Annotated in this window: 21 protein-coding genes; 5 read left to right on the top strand and 16 right to left on the bottom strand. The window is 72.3% G+C overall.

The features are described from left to right. Positions 1-50 precede the first annotated feature (50 nt). From IE94_RS0116610 to IE94_RS0116575, 8 genes are all read right to left on the bottom strand, one after another. Entirely contained in the window at positions 51-872 is an 822-nt protein-coding gene (locus tag IE94_RS0116610; RefSeq protein ID WP_030184534.1) for a DUF3159 domain-containing protein, read from the bottom strand. Positions 873-875: 3 nt separating this feature from the next. Further along, complete coding sequence (locus tag IE94_RS0116605) at positions 876-1,274, bottom strand: OB-fold nucleic acid binding domain-containing protein (RefSeq protein WP_078606511.1); 399 nt, start codon at positions 1,272-1,274, stop codon at positions 876-878. 93 nt (positions 1,275-1,367) lie between these two features. Further along, the gene (locus IE94_RS0116600) at positions 1,368-2,051 is read right to left on the bottom strand and encodes a response regulator (RefSeq protein ID WP_030184532.1); all 684 of its coding nucleotides are present in this window, start codon (positions 2,049-2,051) and stop codon (positions 1,368-1,370) included. After that, the gene (locus IE94_RS0116595) at positions 2,048-4,612 is read right to left on the bottom strand and encodes a sensor histidine kinase (RefSeq protein WP_030184530.1); all 2,565 of its coding nucleotides are present in this window, start codon (positions 4,610-4,612) and stop codon (positions 2,048-2,050) included. Before IE94_RS0116595 ends, IE94_RS0116600 begins: the two co-directional genes overlap by 4 nt. A 121-nt stretch (positions 4,613-4,733) precedes the next feature. Then, positions 4,734-5,426, bottom strand: a complete 693-nt coding sequence (locus IE94_RS0116590) for an ABC transporter ATP-binding protein (RefSeq protein WP_030184527.1) — start codon at positions 5,424-5,426, stop codon at positions 4,734-4,736. Between the two features lie 186 nt (positions 5,427-5,612). Beyond that, positions 5,613-6,365, bottom strand: a complete 753-nt coding sequence (locus IE94_RS0116585; protein WP_003973152.1) for a DUF3710 domain-containing protein — start codon at positions 6,363-6,365, stop codon at positions 5,613-5,615. A gap of 1 nt (position 6,366) precedes the next feature. Further along, entirely contained in the window at positions 6,367-6,918 is a 552-nt protein-coding gene (dut, locus tag IE94_RS0116580) for a dUTP diphosphatase (protein WP_030184524.1), read from the bottom strand. Further along, positions 6,915-7,499 carry a PaaI family thioesterase gene (locus tag IE94_RS0116575; RefSeq protein WP_030184520.1) on the bottom strand — a complete coding sequence of 195 codons (585 nt, stop codon included), beginning with the start codon at positions 7,497-7,499 and terminating at the stop codon, positions 6,915-6,917. Before IE94_RS0116575 ends, dut begins: the two co-directional genes overlap by 4 nt. Positions 7,500-7,556: 57 nt before the next feature. On the opposite strand from IE94_RS0116575, the gene IE94_RS0116570 reads away from it, so the two are divergent. After that, positions 7,557-8,021 (top strand): DUF3093 domain-containing protein, encoded by a 465-nt coding sequence (locus IE94_RS0116570; RefSeq protein WP_030184518.1) that lies wholly within the window; start codon positions 7,557-7,559, stop codon positions 8,019-8,021. A 55-nt stretch (positions 8,022-8,076) separates the two neighbouring features. Here the strand turns inward: IE94_RS0116570 and IE94_RS0116565 are convergent, their stop codons facing one another. The 4 genes from IE94_RS0116565 to IE94_RS0116550 all read right to left on the bottom strand — a co-directional run bounded on the left by IE94_RS0116565 (position 8,077) and on the right by IE94_RS0116550 (position 11,675). Next, on the bottom strand, positions 8,077-9,054 hold the full coding sequence (locus IE94_RS0116565; protein ID WP_030184517.1) for a hypothetical protein: 978 nt from the start codon (positions 9,052-9,054) through the stop codon (positions 8,077-8,079). Between the two features lie 13 nt (positions 9,055-9,067). After that, positions 9,068-9,364: a DUF4193 domain-containing protein gene (locus tag IE94_RS0116560; protein ID WP_003993510.1), complete on the bottom strand. Its 297-nt coding sequence runs from the start codon at positions 9,362-9,364 to the stop codon at positions 9,068-9,070. Positions 9,365-9,770: 406 nt separating this feature from the next. Beyond that, complete coding sequence (locus IE94_RS0116555) at positions 9,771-11,015, bottom strand: sensor histidine kinase (protein ID WP_030184514.1); 1,245 nt, start codon at positions 11,013-11,015, stop codon at positions 9,771-9,773. 6 nt (positions 11,016-11,021) lie between these two features. Beyond that, positions 11,022-11,675, bottom strand: a complete 654-nt coding sequence (locus tag IE94_RS0116550) for a response regulator transcription factor (protein WP_003993508.1) — start codon at positions 11,673-11,675, stop codon at positions 11,022-11,024. 438 nt (positions 11,676-12,113) lie between these two features. Here IE94_RS0116550 and IE94_RS40395 point away from each other — a divergent pair, with 438 nt between their 5' ends. Continuing rightward, entirely contained in the window at positions 12,114-12,287 is a 174-nt protein-coding gene (locus IE94_RS40395; RefSeq protein WP_007387792.1) for a hypothetical protein, read from the top strand. 1,039 nt (positions 12,288-13,326) lie between these two features. On the opposite strand, the gene IE94_RS0116540 is transcribed toward IE94_RS40395, so the two are convergent. Then, positions 13,327-14,145 carry an inositol monophosphatase family protein gene (locus IE94_RS0116540; protein ID WP_030184512.1) on the bottom strand — a complete coding sequence of 273 codons (819 nt, stop codon included), beginning with the start codon at positions 14,143-14,145 and terminating at the stop codon, positions 13,327-13,329. An 8-nt stretch (positions 14,146-14,153) separates the two neighbouring features. After that, the gene (locus IE94_RS0116535) at positions 14,154-15,281 is read right to left on the bottom strand and encodes a ferrochelatase (RefSeq protein WP_030184511.1); all 1,128 of its coding nucleotides are present in this window, start codon (positions 15,279-15,281) and stop codon (positions 14,154-14,156) included. Between the two features lie 163 nt (positions 15,282-15,444). Between IE94_RS0116535 and IE94_RS0116530 the strand changes: the two genes are divergently transcribed. Both IE94_RS0116530 and IE94_RS0116525 read left to right on the top strand, forming a co-directional pair. Further along, positions 15,445-16,701, top strand: coding sequence for an MFS transporter (locus IE94_RS0116530; protein WP_030184510.1), 1,257 nt, complete (start codon positions 15,445-15,447; stop codon positions 16,699-16,701). After that, on the top strand, positions 16,643-17,980 hold the full coding sequence (locus IE94_RS0116525) for a D-arabinono-1,4-lactone oxidase (protein WP_030184507.1): 1,338 nt from the start codon (positions 16,643-16,645) through the stop codon (positions 17,978-17,980). Before IE94_RS0116530 ends, IE94_RS0116525 begins: the two co-directional genes overlap by 59 nt. Here the strand turns inward: IE94_RS0116525 and IE94_RS0116520 are convergent. Further along, on the bottom strand, positions 17,904-18,815 hold the full coding sequence (locus IE94_RS0116520) for a hypothetical protein (RefSeq protein ID WP_030184503.1): 912 nt from the start codon (positions 18,813-18,815) through the stop codon (positions 17,904-17,906). The two genes, IE94_RS0116525 and IE94_RS0116520, sit on opposite strands and share 77 nt — an antisense overlap. 472 nt (positions 18,816-19,287) lie before the next feature. Here IE94_RS0116520 and sepH point away from each other — a divergent pair, with 472 nt between their 5' ends. After that, on the top strand, positions 19,288-20,346 hold the full coding sequence (gene sepH / locus IE94_RS0116515; protein WP_030184501.1) for a septation protein SepH: 1,059 nt from the start codon (positions 19,288-19,290) through the stop codon (positions 20,344-20,346). A gap of 138 nt (positions 20,347-20,484) precedes the next feature. On the opposite strand, the gene IE94_RS0116510 is transcribed toward sepH, so the two are convergent. Then, positions 20,485-21,336 carry a sulfurtransferase gene (locus tag IE94_RS0116510; RefSeq protein WP_030184498.1) on the bottom strand — a complete coding sequence of 284 codons (852 nt, stop codon included), beginning with the start codon at positions 21,334-21,336 and terminating at the stop codon, positions 20,485-20,487. Positions 21,337-21,459: the final 123 nt, after the last annotated feature.

Raw genomic sequence — 21,459 nt, 5'->3', positions numbered from 1 at the left:
GCCCGGAATGCACCGGGCGCCCCACCGCCGTACTGTCCCGTCTCGGCCCGTCAGGCCTTGCGGTGCCTGCCGCCGCGCAGGTCCGCGGCCTCCCCGTCGGTCTCGGACGGCCCCGGCAGGCTCTCGTCGGCCGCCTGCTGCTCGCGCCGTTCCCGCTCGGCCTTCTCCGTCTGCTCGGCCTTCTCGGCCTCCTCCGCCGCCTCCATCTCCGCGAACACGTCGATGGGCGCCGGCGCCTTGGCCAGGAAGACCCAGGTCAGCCAGACGGCGAGCAGGAAGGGCGGGATCTTCAGGGTGACCAGGACCCAGCCCAGCTGCTCGGTGTCCGCCCACCAGTACAGCGGGAAGAGGATCGCGGACTTGGCGAGCAGGATGAAGCCCCAGGCGTAGCTGGCCTTGGTGTACGCCTTCTTGCGGCCCGGGTTGCGGGTGCGCCAGGAGAGGTTCTCCTTGAAGACCGGGCCGAGGATCAGGCCGATGAGCGGCACCCCGGCCAGCGAGGTGACGATGTACCCCAGTGCCAGACCCAGGGTGTAGAGCATGCCCGGCAGATAGAAGTTCTTGGCGTTGTCGGTCATCATCGCGAAGACCACGCCGAAGGCGACGCCGAAGACCCCGCTGAACGCGTGCTTGACGGTGTCCTTCATCACGAGCCGGACGACGACCAGCACCACCGACACGGCCAGCGCGGCGATCGCCGACATGTGCAGGTCGTTGTCGAGGGTGAAGATGGTGACGAAGAGCAGCCCCGGCAGCACCGTCTCGATCATGCCCCGCACGCCGCCGAACGCCTCGAACAGCGCGGCCTCCGTCACCGCCCGGGCGTCGTCGGCCTCTGTCGTCTCTTCGGTCGGCTTGTCGAGCGACGTCACCGGCTACTCCCGTCCGAGGGGTCTCAGTTCGTATTTCGGGTTGAAGAGCACCCGGCGGCCGTGGCTCATGGAGACCCGGCCCGATGCGATGAGCTTGCGCCCCGGCTCTATGCCCACGATGGAACGCCGGCCCAGCCACACCACGTCCAGGGCGGCGGAGCCGTCGAACAGCTCGGCCTCCAGGGCCGGAACGCCCGCACGCGGTCGCAGGGTGACCGTGCGCAAGGTACCAGTAACCGACACGACCTGCCGGTCCTGACAGTCTCCGATACGGGTGCAGCCGGCGGTGTCGGCGTCCTCGCGCAGTTCCTCCGACTCCAGGTCCTCCTGCGACGAGGAGAGCCGGTCGAACATGCGCCGGAACCGGCCCACCGGCTTGTCGGAACGCGGAGCAGCACTCATATCTGAAGCGTACCGGGGCCCGCCGACAGCCACGCACCCCTCCCGCGACGGGATGGCGAGGCTCACCTCCCCTCACCTCCCGTGCGCTCCCGCTCACTTCTCGAAGCGGTACCCCATGCCCGGCTCGGTGATGAAGTGCCGCGGGTGCGCGGGGTCCACCTCCAGCTTGCGGCGCAGCTGAGCCATGTAGACCCGCAGGTAGTTCGTCTCCGTCCCGTACGACGGCCCCCACACCTCCTGCAACAGCTGCTTCTGGCTCACCAGGCGCCCCGTGTTGCGCACCAGCACCTCCAGCAGGTGCCACTCGGTGGGGGTCAGGCGTACGTCCCTGCCGTCCCTGTTGACCTTCTTCGCGGCCAGGTCGACGGTGAACTCCGCGGTGTCCACGACGACCTCGTCCTCGCCGCCCGGGACGGGTTCGGCCCGGCGGACGGCGGCCCGCAGCCGGGCCAGCAGCTCGTCCATGCCGAAGGGCTTGGTGACGTAGTCGTCGGCGCCCGCGTCGAGCGCCTCGACCTTCTCGTCGGAGGAGTGCCGGGCGGACAGCACCAGGATCGGCACCCGGGTCCAGCCGCGCAGTCCCCTGATCACCTCGACGCCGTCCATGTCGGGCAGGCCCAGGTCCAGCACCACCACGTCGGGGTGACGGGCGGCGGCGAGCTGGAGGGCGGTGGCTCCGTCGTGGGCGGCGTCGACCTCGTAGTGCCGTGCCTTGAGGTTGATCACGAGGGCCCGCACGATCTGCGGTTCGTCGTCGATCACGAGCACCCGGGTCATCGGGCGGCCTGCCTTTCTGCTGTGGCCAGGGGGTGGGTCGGCACGGTTTCACCGGACGAGCCGGACGAGCCCACCGCGCGGAGGGTGAGGACCATGGTGAGGCCCCCGCCGGGGGTGTCCTCGGCGTTCAGGGTGCCGCCCATCGCCTCGGCGAAGCCGCGGGCCACGGCCAGGCCGAGTCCCACCCCGGCCCCGCGCGGGGCGTCGCCGTAGCGCTGGAACGGCTCGAAGATGCGGTCCTTGGCCTCGTCCGGCACGCCCGGCCCTCGGTCGACGACCCGTACCTCGACGCGGTCGGCGAGGGCACTGGCCGCGACCAGGACGGTCCGGCCGTCCGGACTGTACTTGACGGCGTTCTCCACCAGGTTGGCCATCGCCCGCTCCAGGAGCCCGGCGTCCACGGCGACCATGGGCAGCGTCTCGGGGATGTCCAGTTCCGCGCTGCCCTCGGGCACCCCGCCGAGTGCCATCGGCGCCACCTCGTCCACGTCGATCTCGCGGATCAGCGGGGTGACGGTGCCGGTCTGCAGGCGGGACATGTCGAGGAGGTTGCCCACGAGGTGGTCGAGGCGGTCGGCGCCCTCCTCGATGCCTTCGAGCAGCTCCGCCTGGTCCTCCTCGGACCAGGCCACGTCGTCGGATCTGAGGCTGGTCACCGCCGCCTTGATCCCGGCCAGCGGGGTGCGCAGGTCGTGGCTGACGGCGGCCAGCAGCGCCGTGCGGATGCGGTTGCCCTCGGCCAGCGCACTGGCCCGGTCGGCCTCCTCGCGCAGGCGGCGCCGGTCCAGGACGACGGCGGCCTGGGCGGCGAAGGCGGCCAGCACCCGGCGGTCCTCGGCGGGCAGGACCCGGCCGGTCAGCGCGAGGGCCATGTGGTCGCCGACGGGCATGTCCACGTCCGCGTCCTCCGGCCGGTCGACCGGCGGTCCCGACCCGGCGCGCCCCGCACAGGTCCAGGGCGCCAGGTCGCCCTCCCGCTCCAGGAGGGCGGCCGACTCCATGGCGAAGGTCTCGCGCACCCGCTCCAGCAGCGTCTCCAGGCTGGTCTCGCCGCGCAGCACGTCACCGGCGAGGAAGGACAGGATCTCCGACTCGGCGCGCAGCCGGGCGGCCTGGTGGGTGCGGCGGGCCGCGACGTCGACGACCGAGGCGACGGAGAGCGCGACGCCCACGAATATGGCGAGCGCAAGGATGTTCCTCGGGTCGGCGATGGTGATCCGGTTGACGGGGGGCGTGAAGAACCAGTTCAGCAGCAGCGACCCGACCGCGGCCGAGGCGAGCGCCGGGTACAGCCCGCCGAGCAGGGCGGCCGCGACGGTCAGCGCGAGGTAGAACAGCACGTCGTTGGCGAGCCCGAGGTGGACGGTGTTGAGCAGCAGGGTCAGCAGCACCGGCCCGCCCAGGCCCACGAACCAGCCCCAGACGCTCCGGGACCGGCCGAGCCGCGCGCCCCTGGCCACCGGCAGTCCGCGCCCCTTGGCGACCTCCTCGTGGGTCACGATGTGGACGTCCAGGTCGGAGCCGGACTCGCGGGCGACGGTGGCGCCGACGCCGGGTCCGAAGACGTACTGCCAGGTCTTGCGGCGTGAGGAGCCGAGGACGATCTGGGTGGCGTTGACGCCTCGGGCGAAGTCGAGGAGGGCGGCCGGTATGTCCTCGCCGAGCACGTGGTGGAAGGTGCCGCCGAGGTCCTCCACGAGGGTGCGCTGCACCGCCAGCTCCTTCGGGGAGGCGGAGGTCAGCCCGTCGCTGCGGGCTATGTACACCGCCAGTACCTCGCCGCCGGCGCCCTTCTCGGCGAGGCGCGCGGCCCGCCGTATCAGCGTCCGGCCCTCGGGACCGCCGGTCAGGCCGACCACGATGCGCTCGCGCGAGCCCCAGATCTTCGAGACCCGGTGCTCGCTGCGGTACTGCTGGAGGTACTCGTCGGCCCGGTCGGCGACCCACAGCAGCGCCAGCTCGCGCAGGGCGGTGAGGTTGCCGGGGCGGAAGTAGTTGGACAGGGCCGCGTCGACCTTGTCCGGCTGGTAGATGTTGCCGTGGGCCATGCGCCGGCGCAGCGCCTGCGGCGACATGTCGACCAGTTCGATCTGGTCCGCGCGCCGCACCACCTCGTCGGGCACGGTCTCCTGCTGCCGTACGCCGGTGATGGACTCCACGACGTCGCCGAGTGACTCCAGGTGCTGGATGTTGACCGTCGAGACGACGTCGATGCCGGCGGCGAGGAGTTCCTCGACGTCCTGCCAGCGCTTGGCGTTGCGCAGGCCGGGGACGTTGGTGTGGGCCAGCTCGTCCACCAGCGCCACCCGGGGGCGGCGCGCCAGCACCGCGTCCAGGTCCAGCTCGGTGAAGACGGCGCCCCGGTACTCGACCTCCCGGCGCGGCACCTGCTCCAGGCCGCGCAGCATCACCTCGGTGCGTGCCCTGCCGTGGTGCTCGACGAGGGCCACCACGCAGTCGGTGCCCCGTTCGACCCGCCGGTGCGCCTCGGACAGCATCGCGTAGGTCTTGCCGACGCCCGGTGCCGCACCGAGGTAGATCCGAAGCTTGCCGCGTCCCATGGCCTCATTGTCTTCCGGTCACCGCTGATTGCGCAGCGTCGACCCTACGACCAACAATCGCGGCAAAAGGGGCGGGGGCGGGGATGCCGGTCGTCCTTGACGGAACTCTGACGCCGGAGCGTCACTCCTCGACGATCTCCCCGTCCCGCAGCTCCAGCACCCGGTCGGCGAGGTCGAGCAGGGTGGCGTCGTGGGTGGCGACCAGGGCGGTGACCCGTTCGCTGCGTACGACGGCCCGCAGCAGCTCCATCACGGAGTGCCCGGTCTCCGCGTCCAGCTGGCCGGTGGGTTCGTCGGCGATCAGCAGCGCGGGGTTGTTGGCGAGGGCGCGGGCGATGGCGACCCGCTGCTGCTGCCCGCCGGACAGCTCGCCGGGCCGCTGGGCGGCGTGGTCGGCGAGGCCGACCAGGGAGAGCAGCAGCTCGACGCGCTCCTCGCGTTCGCGCGGGGCGGCCCGGCGCAGCCGCATCGGTACGCCGACGTTCTCGGCGGCGGTGAGGATCGGGATCAGCCCGAAGGACTGGAAGACGAAGCCGACCCGGTCCCGGCGCAGGGCGAGCAGCCCGTCCTCGTCCAGCGCCGCGAGGTCCCGGCCGTCGACCTCGACCCGCCCGGCGTCCGGTGTGTCGAGGCCGCCGACGATGTTGAGCAGGGTGGTCTTCCCGGACCCCGACCTCCCCTTGAGGGCGACCAGCTCCCCGCGCGGCACGTCGAAGGAGACGCCGCGCAGGGCGTGCACGGCGGCGCTGTCTCGGCCGTACGACTTCCGCACGTCCTGGACGCGCACCATGGTCTCCGTGGCCACCTGGCTCATGCTGTGCCCTCCCCGTCGTGCCCCTGAACCGGGCGCCAGTATCGCCACCTCGGGGCGACGGATTCAACGGCCGCGGCCCGATCGTCCGACGCCGCTCCCCCGATCCGTACCGCGAAAGGGCCGCGTCCCCCTGGGGACGCGGCCCTCGTGGCGCGCGTACGGCGAAGCGCCGTACCGAGTCCTCGCCTACCGCACCTCGGTGATCTCCGGTCCGCGCTGGAGCTGGCCCATGCCGCCGGCGAAGCGGGAGCCCTCCTCCTGCTGGACACCCTCGGGGACCATCTGCGCGTCGTTCGGCAGCTTCAGGACGATGGGGTCGCGGGGGGCCATCGGGCCCTCGCCGCGGACGACGACCGTGTCCCGGAAGATCTGCTCCAGCAGACCGGCGGCCTGCGGCTGCACCGCGCCCTGGCCCGAGATCACGCCGCGCAGGAACCAGCGCGGCCCGTCCACGCCGACGAACCGCACGACCTGGAAGCCGCCCGTGCCGTCCGGCAGCTGCACCGGGACCTGGGCCCGCAGCTCCCAGCCCAGCGGACCCTCGACCTCGTCGATGATGCCGCCCTGCTGGGTGATGCCGGAGCCGATCTCCTCGCGCACCTCGCCCCAGATGCCTTCGCGCTTGGGTGCGGCGAAGCCCTGGAGCTGGATGGCGCTGTCGCGCAGCACGACGGTCGCGGCGACGATCGCGTCCCCCGCGACCTCCACCCGCAGTTCCATGCCGTCGACCCCGGGGATGAACAGGCCGCCCAGGTCGACCCGGCCCTCGCCCGGGTCGCGGACCTCGGTGCTGTCCCAGGGCCCGTCGGGGCGCGGCTCGGGCTCGAGCCGCACGCGTTCGCGCTCTTCGTCCGCCTCGGTGTCGACGCTGTCGACGACCTGCTCGGTCTCGCCGGCCGCGTCCTCGGCGGCATCGTTCTTCTTGCGACGTCCGAACACGTCACTGTCCTTCCCGGTCGGATACGACCGAAGCGTATCGATTCCCACCCGTCGGGCCGCCTTCGGCGACCTGACCGCTTGTGCCGCTTGCACGGTCCAACCCGGCGTGGCCACCGGTGGACCCGAAGCCCCCCTCGGCCCGCGCCGAGTCGGGAAGTTCCGCGACCTGACGGAAGCGGACCCTCTCGACCTGCTGGACGACCAGTTGGGCAATCCGGTCGAAGCGCTCGAACCGCACGCTCTCGCGCGGGTCGAGATTCACCACGATCACCTTGATCTCCCCACGGTACCCGGCATCAATCGTCCCCGGGGCATTCACGAGGGCGACACCGCAGCGGGCGGCCAGTCCGGAACGTGGGTGCACGAAGGCCGCGTACCCCTCGGGGAGCGCCACAGACACACCCGTGGGCAGAACGGCGCGTTCGCCGGGCGCCAGCTCGCAGTCGACGGTGGTGCGCAGGTCGGCGCCCGCGTCGCCGGGCTGCGCGTACGCCGGGAGCGGCACGTCGGGGTCGACGCGGCGGATCAGCACCTCGAGGTCGGGGCGGCTCACGGGTTCACCTCGAAGGCGCGGGCGCGGCGGAGCTGGTCGGGGTCGTCCATGGCGGCGCGGATCTCCTCCTCGCGGCCGTTCTGGACGAAGTGCTCGACCTTCACCTCGATGAAGAGGGCGTCGGCGCGGACGGCCACGGGGCCCTCGGGCCCGCCGATCCGGCCGGTGGCGGTGGAGTAGATCTTCCGGCCGGCCACCGCGGTGACCTCGGCCTCCAGGTACAGCGTCGTGTCCACGGGCACCGGCAGCCGGAAGTCCGTCTCCAGCCGTCCGGTCACCGCGATCGTGCGCAGCAGCCAGTTCAGCGAGCCCAGCGTCTCGTCCAGGGCAGTGGCCAGCACGCCGCCGTGCGCCAGGCCGGGGGCGCCCTGGTGGGCGGGGCGGACGGTGAACTCGGCGGTGATCGACACGCCTTCACCCGCCCGCGCCTGGAGGTGCAGCCCGTGGGGCTGATCGCCGCCGCAGCCGAAGCACTGTCCGTAGTGGGCGCCGAGCAGCTCGCCGGGGGCGGGCGCGTCGGGGTGCCGTACGGGCTTCACGGCGTCTGCGGGGGGCTGGAGACCTGGGGAAGTACCACTCACAGGCGCAGACCTTACCCGCGCGTCGGCCGAACACCGATACCGTGCCAAGCTTGGTCCATGCAGCTCTCCACGGCCCCGTACGAAGAACGCCTCACCGCGCCCCGCTCCTGGTGGCTGGTCTCCTTCCTGGTGGGGCTGGCGTTCGCGCTGATCCTGCTGCCCTTCGGCACCCTGCCGCTGCTGGGCGGCCTGGTGGGCGGGACCGCGGTGGCGGCCGTGGCGGCCAGTTCGTACGGCGCGGTCCGCATCCGGATCGTGGGCGACTCGCTGATCGCGGGCGAGGCGAAGGTGCCGCTCTCGGCGCTGGGCGAGGCGGAGATCCTCGATCCGGAGGAGGCCCGCGCCTGGCGCACGTACAAGGCCGACACCAGGGCGTTCCTGCTGCTGCGCGCCTACATCCCGCGGGCCGTGCGGGTGCTGGTCACGGACCCGGAGGACCCGACTCCGTACCTGTACCTGTCGACGCGCGAGCCGGAGCGGCTGATCGAGGCCCTGACGGCGGCGAAGGCCGCGGCCGCGTAGCGCCTGTCCGGCGGATCGGGTCGCCCCGGCGCGGGTCGCGGGCGGGAGGCCGGGGTCAGCGACCGTCTTTGCCGAAGTTTTCCCCGCGGCCGGGACCGAGGCGGCCGGGACCGAGGCCGAGGTGGCCGGGACCGGTGCCCTTGGTGATCTCGCCCATGTCCAGGGCGTCCTGCGGGCGTTCCAGGGCGGGGAGGTCGTCCAGGGCACTCCAGGCGACCTGGTTCTCGCGCAGGTCGGTCCGGATCCTGGCGGCCAGCTTTCTGGTGTCGCGGCGGTTCATGACGGCGCCCACCGCGGCGCCCACCATGAACGGCATCAGGTTCGGCAGGTCGCGCACCATCCGCTTCATGATCTGCTGGCGCAGCTGGCGCTTCATGTGGCTGTTCATCGCCGAGCCGAGGGTCGACGGCTTGGACACGTCGACGCCGCGTTCGTCCGACCACGAGTTCAGGTACGCGGTGCTGCGCTGCGCGAGGCCGCCGGGCGGGCGTACGCCGTAGACCTCGTGGAGTTCGGCGATCAGCTTGAGCTCGATCGCCGCGACGCCGGTGATCTCGGCGGCCAGTTCCGTGGGCATCGCGGGTGGTACGGGCAGCATCGCCGCCGCTCCGATGCCCGCTCCCACGGTCGCCGTGCCCTTGGCCGCGCCGGCCACGAGCCGGTCGGCGAGCTCTTCGGGTCCGAGCCCGGGGAACTGCCTGCGCAGCGTCGCCAGGTCCCGTACGGGCACGCGCGGGGCCAGGTCGATGATCCGGTCGGCGAGATGTGCCAGGGCGGCCCTGGCGCGGGCGCCGCCGTTGCGGACGCCCTGTCCCGCCTTCTCCCGGAACGCCGCTGCCCGGCGCCGGGCAGCGGGCGTCGGCGGTCGCGTGGTCGCCGGGAGGTCGCTGAGGGCCACCGGTTCGAGCGGGGCCCTCCCCTTGTCGGTCGGGCCCCGCTCGTCGTCACGCGCGCTGTACGGACCGTCGGACGGTCCTTGGTCCGCTCCTCGTCGGGAGAAACGGCGCTTCCAGGGAGGGGTCGAGCCAGTCACGGCCGACCCCGCCTCAGTCGCAGTCGCGGCAGATCGGCTGGCCGTTCTTCTCCCGGGCCAGCTGGCTGCGGTGGTGCACCAGGAAGCAGCTCATGCAGGTGAACTCGTCCTGCTGCTTCGGCAGTACACGGACGGCCAGTTCCTCGTTCGAGAGGTCGGCGCCGGGAAGTTCGAGGCCTTCCGCGGCCTCGAACTCGTCGACGTCGACGGCCGAGGCGGACTTGTCGTTCCGCCTGGCCTTCAGCTCTTCGAGGCTGTCCGAGTCGACGTCGTCGTCGGTCTTGCGTGGAGTGTCGTAATCGGTTGCCATGGTCGCTCTCCCCCTCTGGGTGTCTGCGGTGTCTTCAGCGCACGTAACGCGTGAGAGGCCGGACTTGTGCCCGACCTGAGGCGGAGATTTTGCCTCACATCAAGGTCTGTTACTCAATCGACACCCAACCGGACTCCTCATGAGTGATCGGCTTGGATGGCGATGGGGACCGTACACGGTCCGAATGCCGCACTTCAAAGGCGTCTCACCGTGTACTTCCCGTGATCAGGGCCCCTGAAAACCGGGATTTTCCCGGCTTTCCGACAGGGTGCATGATCACGGAGAGTCGAAAGCGAGAAAGCCTCCGCTGTGATCGATCACACACACGACTCCCGGGCCGGTGGCCTGGAAATTCCGCTCAAAGCGAACATCCTCGGGTCTCGGTGAGATGTCGGGGGTCATGATCTCAGACAGGAAGCGTCACCCGCATCACGAGCCCTCCGCCCTCGCGCGGCTGGGCGTAGATGTGCCCGCCGTGCGCCCGGGCCACGGACCGCGCGATGGACAGTCCGAGCCCGACACCCTTGTCGCTGCCCGTCCGCTCGGTGCGCAGCCGCCGGAACGGCTCGAAGAGGTTGTCCACCTCGTACGCCGGTACGACCGGGCCCGTGTTGGTGACCACCAGGACCGCCTGGCCGTTCTCCACGGCCGTGGTGACCTCCACCCAGCCCTGTTCGGCCACGTTGTAGCGCACGGCGTTCTGGACGAGGTTCAGGGCGATCCGCTCCAGCAGGACGCCGTTGCCCTGGACCACCGCGGCCTCGCGGGCGCCCCGGAGCTCCACGCCCTTGCTCTCGGCCTCGGCGTGCACCTGGTCGATGGCCTGGCCGGCCACCTCGGCGAGGTCCACGGGTTTGCGCTCGACGATCTGGTTGTCGCTGCGGGCCAGCAGCAGCAGGCCCTCGACCAGCTGCTCGCTGCGTTCGTTGGTCGCCAGCAGTGTCTTGCCCAGCTGTTGGAGCTCCACCGGCGCGTTCGGATCGGACAGGTGCACTTCCAGGAGGGTGCGGTTGATCGCCAGCGGCGTGCGCAGCTCGTGGGAGGCGTTGCCGACGAAGCGCTGCTGGGCGGTGAAGGCCCGTTGCAGCCGCTCCAGCATGTCGTCGAAGGTGTCGGCCAGCTCCTTCAGCTCGTCGTCCGGGCCGTCCAGCTCGATGCGCCGGGAGAGGTCGGAGCCGGCCACCGCGCGCGCGGTGCGGGTGATCCGGCCCAGCGGCGACAGGACGCGCCCGGCCATGGCGTAGCCGAAGGCGAAGGCGATCACGGCGAGGCCGAGCAGCGCCAGCAGCGAGCGGCTGAGCAGGTTGTCCAGGGCGACCTTGCGCTGGTGGTCCATGCAGTCGCTGATCGCCGCGTTGAAGTCGGACAGCGACAGGTTGCCGTTGTCGACGACGGGACAGTCGCTGCTGGAGACCTTGAGATCGGTGAAGTCGACGATCTTGTACAGCGGTTCGTTGCCGGTGCGCACCGCCTGGGCGGCCAGCAGGTAGATGATCGACAGCAGCAGGATGCCGGCGATCAGGAACATGCCGCCGTACAGCAGCGTGAGCCTTATCCGGATGGTGGGGCGCAGCCACGGCATGGGCGTGGCCGAGCGGGGGTCCCACGTGGGCTTGGGTGGCGCCCCGGGGGGCGCGGGAGTCGTCGCCACGGCCACTCAGATCCGATAGCCGGAGCCGGGGACGGTGACGATGACGGGCGGCTCGCCCAGCTTGCGGCGCAGGGTCATGACGGTCACGCGCACGACGTTGGTGAACGGGTCGGTGTTCTCGTCCCAGGCCTTCTCCAGCAGCTGCTCCGCGGAGACCACGGCGCCCTCGCTGCGCATGAGGACCTCGAGGACGGCGAACTCCTTGGGGGCGAGCTGCACCTCCTTGCCGTCGCGGAAGACCTCGCGGCGGTTGGGGTCGAGCTTGATCCCGGCACGCTCCAGAACGGGCGGCAGGGGCACGCTGGTCCGCCGGCCCAGGGCGCGCACGCGGGCGATCAGCTCGCTGAACGCGAAGGGCTTGGGCAGGTAGTCGTCGGCGCCGATCTCCAGGCCCTCGACCCGGTCGCTGACGTCGCCGGAGGCCGTGAGCATGAGCACGCGCGTGGGCATGCCCAGCTCGACGATCTTGCGGCAGACGTCGTCGCCGTGCACGAGGGGGAGGTCGCGGTCGAGGACGACCACGTCGTAGTCGTTGACGCCGATGCGTTCGAGGGCTGCCGCACCGTCGTACACGACGTCGACGGCCATGGCCTCCCGGCGCAGTCCGGTGGCCACCGCATCGGCGAGCAGCTGCTCGTCCTCGACGACGAGTACGCGCACGTCGCTGGTCCTTCCTGTGTCCACCCGCGTAGCGCTTCTCGGACGCACGAGGGCAGGGGGCTGGTGGGTGTGTTGCCTCCATCCTGCCCTTTTCGGCCATAAGTCGGCTGTAAGCCGGGTGAGGGCCCGTGACGGACTCGGTGACGAAGAAGGCCGCGGAAGGGCCGTGGAAGCGGGAATGCGAAAGTTTCTCGCGCGGTTGAGGTTTCCGCGAAGGGGCGCTGGGGGAGGACGGCTTTACACCCCGCGATCACGCTCTGCCTGTACCGCGTTACCGCGCGGTACGCCGCGGTCCGCTTCCGCAGAGCGGGCGTGGGTGTCCGGCACCGTCGCCGCCCGGCCGGGCAGCGCTGGGCACTCCACCGGAGACGTGATCGTCCCTTCCGATCGGCACACCCCCGTGCCAACGACCCACGACCCAGGACGAGGGGGCGCAGCATGGACGCTTTCACCGCAGGACTTCTGCAGCGCATAAAGACGACCGAGTCCGACCTGTCCCGGGCCCGCGACGAGGGCGACGAGTTCCTTGTCGAGGTGGAGCTGGGCGAGCTCGACGATCTGCGCCGTCTCGCTGCCGAGCACGGTGTGGAGGTCAGCGCGACCAACGCCTGATCGGCCCGCGAGGACGAGGCCCCGGTGGGATCCAGCACCGGGGCCTCGTCGTGCGCCCTGCCGCCCGCGGGTGACTGCGGTGCGCGCGGGGCGGTGGCGGCAGGGGCAGGGCTTTCACGCGACGCGGGTGGCTGCTGGGGCAGCGCGGGTGCCCGAGCCGGTCCGCGCCGACGGGCCGGGCGGGAGCGGCCTACCGCCGACGGTCCGGGCGGGAACGGCCTCCCGAGGGGCCACGCATGCCGGACGCCGCCAGACAGCGAGCCCGCCCGCCCGGGAGACCGGCGCCCACTTCGCCGGGCACGGCTCACGCCGAGCAGGCGGCCACTCGGCCGGAGTGCTGACGGGCAACCCCCAAGGTGCGGGACGTAGCGCACCGCTCGCGCGCCGGGTGCTGCCGACTTGGGCGCCCGGAAGGCCCGGAGACACGCACCCGGCGTGACAGCAACGGGACCGCCCGTACGACCCCGCCCGCACTGGCACACCGGACGACTCGGGAACCAGGAAGGCCCGGACCCGCGCACCCGGCGTGACAGCCGACGACACCGGCCGTACGACCCCGCCCGCACTGGCACACCGGACGACTCGGGAACCGGGAAGGCCCGGACCCGCGCACCCGGGGTACAGCCGACGGACCTCCCGTCGAGCCGCCCGTACCGGCGCCACCGGATCACACGCTTGTGCTCACGGCGCTGCCGGGGTCGCCGACGACTCGGTCGCTCGGAAGGACCGAACACCGCGCCGCCCTACCCGACAGGCCCTGCCGCACGAGCCCGACCGCAACGGGCGCACCCGGACCGCGTTTCTGCCCGCGGCGCCGTGCGGGTGGGCCGCGGAACAGGGTGCGCAAGAACCCGGTGCCGGCTCGCTCGGCCGAGGACCCGCCCGGACGGGCACACCGACCCCGACGGCCGACGAGCCGCCCGCGCGGGAGCCGCCGACCGGCGCTTCGGCCGGAGGTGCCGAAGAGGGCCCTCCCGGGGCGGGCCCGACGGCACTCCCCCGGTGCCGGTCGGCACGCCTCCGTCCGACCGCCGGCGGCCTACGCTCCGAAGTCCGTCAGGAGCCGCTGGAGGGGTTCGAAGACGGCCGGGGTCGCCGCGATCGCCAGGTCGCCGTTGGGGCGCTCACCGGGGCGTCCACCGGTCACCGCACCCGCCTCACGGGCGATCAGGTCGCCCGCCGCGAGGTCCCAGGGATGCAGCCCGCGCTCGTAGTAGCCGTCGAGTCGCCCCGCGGCCACGTCGCACAGGTCGATCGCGGCCGAGCCGCCGCGCCGGATGTCCCGCACCAGCGGAATCAGCCGCCGCGCGATCTCGGCCTGCTCCGCGCGGACGTCGGCGACGTAGTTGAAGCCGGTGGAGACCAGCGCCTGGTCGAGCGGTGCCGCGGACCGGCAGGCGAGCCTGCGCTCGCCGTCCCAGGCCCCCGTCGCCCAGGCGCCGCCGCCCAGCAGCGCGTGGTAGAACTCGCCCCGCATGGGGGCCACGACCACGCCGGCCACCCGCTCGCCGTCCTGCTCGGCGGCGATGGAGACGGCCCAGGTGGGCAGGCCGTAGAGGTAGTTCACCGTGCCGTCCAGCGGGTCGATGACCCAGCGGATGCCACTGGTGCCCTCCGTGGCGGCGCCCTCCTCGCCGAGGAAGCCGTCGTCGGGGCGGCGGTCGGCGATCAGCCCGGTGATCAGCTTCTCCGCCGCGATGTCCATCTCGGTGACCACGTCGATCGGGCTGGACTTGGTGGCGGCGACCGCGAGGTCGGCCGGGCGTCCGTCGCGCAGCAGCTCGCCCGCGCGGTGAGCGGCCTCCTGGGCGATCTTCAGCAGGTCGGCATGGAGCGGATGGGGCGTCACGTCGGTCACGGGGCTCCTCACGCGAAGGGACTGTCGGCGCCCGCGGCGGCGGGCCGGGGGGCACGGGCAGGGCAGCAGCCGACGGGGCACAGGTGGTGACTGGCACCGAGCGTGCCGAGGGCGCAGGGCGTGACCGCCTGCCCGCGCTCGTCGCCCGCCCGCTCCAGGACCAGGTCGCGCACGGCGGCGGCGAAGCGCGGGTCGGCGCCCACGGTGGCCGAGCGGCGCACCGGCAGCCCCAGCTCCTCGGCCTTGGCGGTGGCCTCCGTGTCGAGGTCGTACAGGACCTCCATGTGGTCGGAGACGAAGCCGATGGGGGCCATCACCACCGCGGGGACACCGGCCGCCTGCCGCTCCTCCAGGTGGTCGCAGATGTCGGGCTCCAGCCACGGGATGTGCGGGGCGCCGGAGCGCGACTGGTAGACGAGCTGCCAGGGGTGGTCGACGGCGGTGCGCTCGCGGACGGCGTCGGCGATCACCTGTGCCACGTCCAGGTGCTGGCGCACGTAGGCCCCGCCGTCGCCGTGCTCCTCCACCGGGCCGGACGTGTCGGCGGCGGAGGTGGGGATCGAGTGGGTGCAGAACGCGATGTGCGCGCCGTCCCGGACCTCCTCGGGCAGCTCGGCGAGGGACCGGACGACACCCTCGACCATCGGCTCGACGAAGCCCGGGTGGTTGAAGTAGTGCCGGAGCTTGTCGACCTTCGGCGGCTCCAGCCCTTCGGCCTCCAGGGCGGTGAGGGCGTCCGCGAGGTTCTCGCGGTACTGGCGGCAGCCCGAGTACGAGGCGTAGGCGCTGGTGGCGAGGACCAGGACGCGGCGGCGGCCGTCGCGGGTCATCTCGCGCAGGGTGTCCGTCAGGTAGGGCGCCCAGTTGCGGTTGCCCCAGTAGACCGGCAGGTCCAGTCCGTGCTCGGCGAAGTCCTTGCGCAGGGCGTCCAGCAGGGCGCGGTTCTGGTTGTTGATGGGGCTGACGCCGCCGAATCGGAAGTAGTGCTGTCCGACTTCCTTGAGGCGTTCCTTGGGGATGCCGCGCCCCCGGGTCACGTTCTCCAGGAACGGGACCACGTCGTCGGGGCCTTCCGGGCCGCCGAACGAGAGCAGGAGCAGGGCGTCGTAAGGGCTGGCATCGAGCACGTCTGGCATGCCCCGATCCTGCCACCCGGCACTGACAGCGCGGAAACGGCGGGGTGCCGACCGTGCGTTTCACCAGGTCCGAGGGGGTGATTCCGAACGTGAGGACGAGTAAGCTGTATCGACCGCATTCGCACCTTACGAAGCCGTAACCGAGCCGCCTCCGGAGACCTTGTTGGCCAGCCCCTACCGCGCCCTGTTCGCCCTCCCGGGCACCAAGGGCTTCTCCGCCGCGGGCTTCCTCGGCCGGATGCCGTTGTCGATGATGGGCATCGGCGTGGTGACGATGATCTCCCAGCTCACCGGTCGGTACGGGCTGGCCGGGGCACTGTCGGCCACCATCGCGCTCGCCGCCGCCGTGGCCGGACCGCAGGTCTCCCGCCTGGTGGACCGCTACGGGCAGCGCCGGGTGCTGCGCCCGGCGACGCTGGTCTCGCTGACCGCGGCGGCGGTGCTGCTGCCCGCCGCGCACTACGGGTGGCCGGACTGGGTGCTGTTCGTGGCCTGCGTCGGCATCGGCTGCGTACCGAGCCTCGGGGCGATGGTCCGGGCCCGCTGGGCGGCCCTGTACCGGGGCACGCCGCAGCTGCACACCGCGTACTCCTTCGAGTCCGTGGTGGACGAGGTCTGCTTCATCTTCGGCCCGATCATCTCCATCGGCCTGTCCACGGCCTGGTTCCCGGAGGCCGGGCCGCTGCTCGCCGCGTGCTTCCTGGCGACCGGCGTCTTCTGGCTGACCTCGCAGCGCGACACCGAGCCGGAGCCGCACCCGCGCGAGCACAAGGGCGGCGGCACGGCACTGCGCTCCCGGGGGCTTCAGGTCCTGGTCGGCACGTTCGCGGCCACGGGGACGATCTTCGGTGCCGTCGACGTCGTCACCGTGGCGTTCGCCGAGGAGGAGGGGCACAAGGCCGCCGCGAGCCTCGTCCTCGCCCTCTACGCGGCGGGATCGTGCACGGCGGCGATGATTTTCGGGCTGCTGCGCTTCGCCGGGCCGCCGGAACGCCGCTGGCTCCTGGGCGTGTGTGCGATGGCCGTGAGTATGATCCCCCTCCTACTGGTCGGAAACTTGCCGTTTCTGGCCGCGGCGCTGTTCGTTGCGGGTCTGTCCATCGCTCCCACGATGATCACGACGATGTCCCTCATCGAAGAGCACGTACCACGCACGCAGCTCACCGAGGGCATGACCTGGGTGAGCACCGGACTCGCGGTCGGGGTCGCGCTCGGCTCCTCCGCGGGCGGCTGGGTGATCGACGCTTCCGGGGCGCGTGCCGGGTACGCGGTTCCGGCGGTGGCCGGGGCCGTCGCGGTCGCGGTCGGTTTCCTCGGGTACCGCCGGCTCAAGCGGCCGGATCCGCGTCGGGGAGGGACCGTTGAGCAGCACACGCACGGCGAGCGGCAGGACGAACGGCCGGAACGGCACATGGCGTAACTGGGGCGGCAATGTCTCGGCGCGTCCCGCGCGGGAGGTCACTCCCGCCTCCGTCGACGAACTGGCCGACGCCGTTCGCCGGGCGGCCGAGGACGGGCAGCGGGTCAAGGCGGTGGGCACCGGGCACTCGTTCACGTCCATAGCGGCGACGGACGGTGTGTTGATCCGTCCTCAACTGTTGACGGGAATCCGCAGCATTGACCGCGACGCCATGACGGTCACGGTCGAGGCGGGCACCCCGCTCAAGAGGCTCAATCTGGCGCTCGCGCGTGAGGGCCTGTCGCTGACCAACATGGGCGACATCATGGAGCAGACCGTCTCCGGGGCCACCAGCACCGGCACCCACGGCACGGGCCGCGACTCGGCCTCGATCGCCGCCCAGATCCGGGGCCTGGAGCTGGTCACGGCGGACGGCTCGGTGCTGACCTGCTCCGCGGAGGAGAACCCCGAGGTGTTCGCCGCCGCCCGGATCGGCCTCGGAGCACTGGGCGTCGTCACCGCGATCACCTTCGCCGTGGAGCCGATCTTCCTGCTCACGGCCCGCGAGGAGCCGATGCCGTTCGACCGGGTGCTGTCCAGCTTCGACGAACTGTGGTCGGAGAACGAGCACTTCGAGTTCTACTGGTTCCCGCACACCGACAGCACCAACACCAAGCGCAACAACCGCAGCGCCGGTCCCGAGCGCCCGGTGGGCCGGTTCCAGGGCTGGCTGGACGACGAGTTCCTCTCCAACGGCCTCTTCCAGGCGGTCAACTGGGTCGGCCGCGCGGCGCCCGCCACCGTCCCGGCGATCGCCCGGATCTCCAGCAGGGCGCTCTCCGCGCGGACGTACACGGACACTTCCTACAAGGTCTTCACGTCTCCGCGCCGGGTGCGGTTCGTGGAGATGGAGTACGCCGTTCCGCGCGAGGCGGTCGTCGAGGCGCTGCGCGAGCTGAGGGCGATGGTCGACCGGTCACGGCTGCGGATCAGCTTCCCGGTCGAGGTGCGCACGGCCCCGGCCGACGACATCACGCTGTCCACCGCTTCGGGCCGCGACAGCGCGTACATCGCCGTGCACATGTTCCGGGGCACGCCCTACCAGGCGTACTTCACCGCCGCCGAGCGCATCTTCACGGCGCACGAGGGCCGGCCGCACTGGGGCAAGGTCCACACCCGGGATGCCGAGTACTTCTCCCGGGTGTATCCACGCTTCGGCGAGTTCACGGCGCTGCGGGACCGTCTTGACCCGGGGCGTCTGTTCCAGAACGACTACTTGCGCCGGGTTCTGGGGCCGTAGCCGAGGCGCCCGGATCGGGGGTCCCGGTGTCACCGGCGTCCTCGTCGCCGGTGGCGTCCGGGGTGGGCGTCGGGCTGGCCGCCGTACCCCCGTCCTCGGTGGAACCGCTGCCGGACGAGGGGCTCTCACCGGCGCCGTCCGTGCTCCCGGAGGGGATGGAGGCCGGGGCGTCGTTCCCCGTACCGGAGTCCTCGGCGTCGCCCGAGTCGCCGGAACCGCCCGAGTCCCGGCCGTTGCGCGGGTCGTCGGAGCCGCCGGAACCGCCGGACTCCCCCGAATCGGACGCCGACTTGTTGTGGCCGGTGAAGGCGTCGCCGACGGTGGTGCTGTGGCCGCCGCTCAGGTTCTGGCCGGAGGCGACCTCGTAGACGGTGATCCCCGCCATGGTGACGCCGAAGACGAGGGCCGCCGCGACCAACGGGCGGCGCCACCCCTTGGTCCGGGCACGGTAGACGGTGCCCTCGGTGAACCCGCCCGACGCCGAAGCCGCGGCCGAAACGGGAGCCGAGCCGGAAGCGGACGCCTGCGCGGGCGAGGCCGGAACCGACGCGCCCCGGCCTCCGGTCCGCCCGGCGGCGACGGTGCGCTTCACCCGGATCTCCTCCCCGGTGCGCTTGAAGAAGTGCTGGAGCACCGAGCCCCCGCAGGTGGCGACGACGCTGATCAGACCGGCGCCGACGATCGTGCCGTAGACGCCGAAGGAGGAGGCGAGTTTGGCGGCCACCACCGCGGCCAGGGCGCTGCCCGCGACCTGGGGCACGCTCAGATCGATGCGCCGGGACTCCCCCTTCGAACCCACGTCCGCCTCACCTGCGTCATCGGACCTTTCACGCATGGTCGGACCTTGCCTGCCTTTCCCGTACGGGGGCGATCAACTGCACGAGAAAGGGACGTGCGACCGAAACCATTAGTTCCGTTTCGGGTGATTGCGTGAAGTACGCCACGTCCAAGATCGCGGAAATCCCGCCGGGGACGGCCGAGCGCCCCCTCTTGCCAGAAGTCGGGCGGCGTGCCAATCCACGCACGTGGCCCGAATGGAGTACTGTTGCGAGCCCTGGAGCCGGTCCCCCGCCAGGGGGTCCAGCACCTTGAAGGACCGCCGGGAGGGGGCTAGTTGCACAGGGTGACCGAGTTGGTCACTTAGCGTTGCGAATAGGTAACCGTGCCATAACGGCGATCCCGGGCCCGTGCCCGACACGCCGGGCAACTCGGCAAGGTTGTGGCAGGCTGCACCCGGGCAGGCCACACTCGACAGAGCGGAAGCAGCGACGCACGTGACGTCGGCAGGCACCACCCGGGAGGTCCCCATGCCCGAACTGCGTGTCGTGGCCGTCTCGAATGACGGCACACGGCTGGTGCTGAAGGCTGCGGACAGCACGGAGTACACGCTTCCGATCGACGAGCGGCTCCGGGCCGCCGTGCGCGGCGACCGTCCCCGCCTCGGCCAGATCGAGATCGAGGTGGAGAGCCACCTCCGCCCCCGTGACATCCAGGCGCGTATACGTGCCGGCGCGACCGCGGAAGAGGTCGCGCAGATGGCCGGCATCCCCGTCGACCGCGTACGGCGCTTCGAGGGGCCCGTGCTGGCCGAGCGCGCCTTCATGGCGGAGCGGGCCCGCAAGACCCCCGTCCGCCGCCCCGGCGAGAACTCCGGGCCGCCCCTCGGCGAGGCCGTCCAGGAGCGGCTGCTGTTGCGCGGCGCCGACAAGGACACCGTCCAGTGGGACTCCTGGCGCCGCGACGACGGCACCTGGGAAGTCCTGCTGGTCTATCTCGTCGCGGGCGAACCGCACTCGGCGAGCTGGACCTACGACCCGCCCCGGCGACTCGTCCAGGCCGTCGACGCGGAGGCGCGCGCGCTGATCGGCGAGTCCGACGACCTCGCGGCGCCCGAGCCCAGCTTCCCGTTCGTGCCGCGCATCGCCCGGCTGCCGCGCGACCGGCCGCTGGACCGCACCCTCGACCGGGAGCTGCGGGAGCGGCCGAGCCTGCCCCCGCCGCCGTCCGAGCCGGCCGACGAGACCGCGGCCACCGCCTCGGCCGAGCGTGAACGCGACTCGCTCACCAGCCTGCTGGAGGCCGTACCGAGCTTCCGCGGCGACCTGGTGGTGCCCGAGCGCGCTCCGGACCCGGTGGAGGAGCCCGTCGAGGAACCCGAGGTGGAGGAGCCTCCCGCTCCGGCGGCGTCGGCCGGTTCCGCCTACGCCGACGTGCTCATGCCGCGCTCGGTGGCCAGCCACCGCGATCGCCTGACCGGTTCCACCGACCGCCAGGCCGAGGCCGACGGTGTCCGACCGGGCCGCCGCGCGGCGGTGCCGAGCTGGGACGAGATCGTGTTCGGCACCCGGCGCAAGAAGCAGGAGTAGAGCAGAACTGGCCGAGGCTCCGCCCCGTGGGCGGGGCGAGGCTCCGCCCCGTGGGCGGGGCCTCACCGAGGGCCGTGGACCGTGCCGTGTGAGACGGGGCCGCACCCAGGTGGGTGCGGCCCCGTCTCACACCCGGGCCTACTGCGGGTCGGGGCCCACCGCGACCGGCCGGGCCGGGTCCGAGGACCACTCGGACCACGAGCCCACGTACAGCGCGGCCGGAATCCCCGCCACCGCCAGCGCGAGCACCTCGTGGGCACCCGACACGCCCGAGCCGCAGTACACGCCGACCGCGCGGTCCTCCGTGGCGCCCAGGGCCTTGAAGCGTGCCCGAAGTTCCTCGGCGGGCAGGAAGCGGCCGTCCGGGGCCACGTTGCCGGCCGTCGGCGCGGACACCGCGCCGGGGATGTGGCCGCCGACCGGGTCGATCGGCTCGACCTCACCCCGGTAGCGCTCCCCCGCGCGGGCGTCGAACAGCACCCCGGACCGGGCCAGCGCGGCGGCCCCGTCCGCGTCCAGCAGCCCCGGCGCACCCGGCTCCGGCGCGAAGTCGCCCTCGGCGGGCGTCGGGACGCCGGTCGACAGCGGCGCCTCCCAGGCCGGCAACCCGCCGTCGAGGACCCGCACGTTCGGGTGACCCGTCCAGCGCAGCAGCCACCAGGCACGGGCCGCCGCCCATCCCTGCCCGCCGTCGTAGACGACCACCGGCCGCCCCCGCGACACGCCCGCCCGGCGCATCGCCGCACCGAACTCCTCGACGTCCGGCAGCGGGTGCCGGCCCCTCGCGCCGGGCGCGGAGGCCAGCTCCCGGTCCAGGTCGACGTAGACGGCACCGGGAAGATGCCCGGCCGCGTACTCGGCACGGCCGTCGAAGGGCGGGGCCCCGGCCGCCTTCGCCGTGCTCAGTTGCCAGCGGACGTCGAGCAGGACGGGCGGGTGGGCGCCCGCCAGTTCGTCGACGAGTTCGGATGCGGAGACGATGGCGTTCATGGCCCCATCCTGACGTACCGAGTGGCCGAGGCGTCGATGTCGGGCTACTCTGCCCGCCGGACAGTACCGGTCACGAGGCGTACGGATTCGGGCACATGCTGTACTGCCCGGGCAGGCGGGCTG

The sequence above is a fragment of the Streptomyces violaceorubidus genome, assembly GCF_000717995.1.
GTDB classification, from domain to species: domain Bacteria; phylum Actinomycetota; class Actinomycetes; order Streptomycetales; family Streptomycetaceae; genus Streptomyces; species Streptomyces violaceorubidus.
Note: the sequence above shows the minus strand (reverse complement) of the source record. Positions and strands in the feature narration are given on the sequence as shown.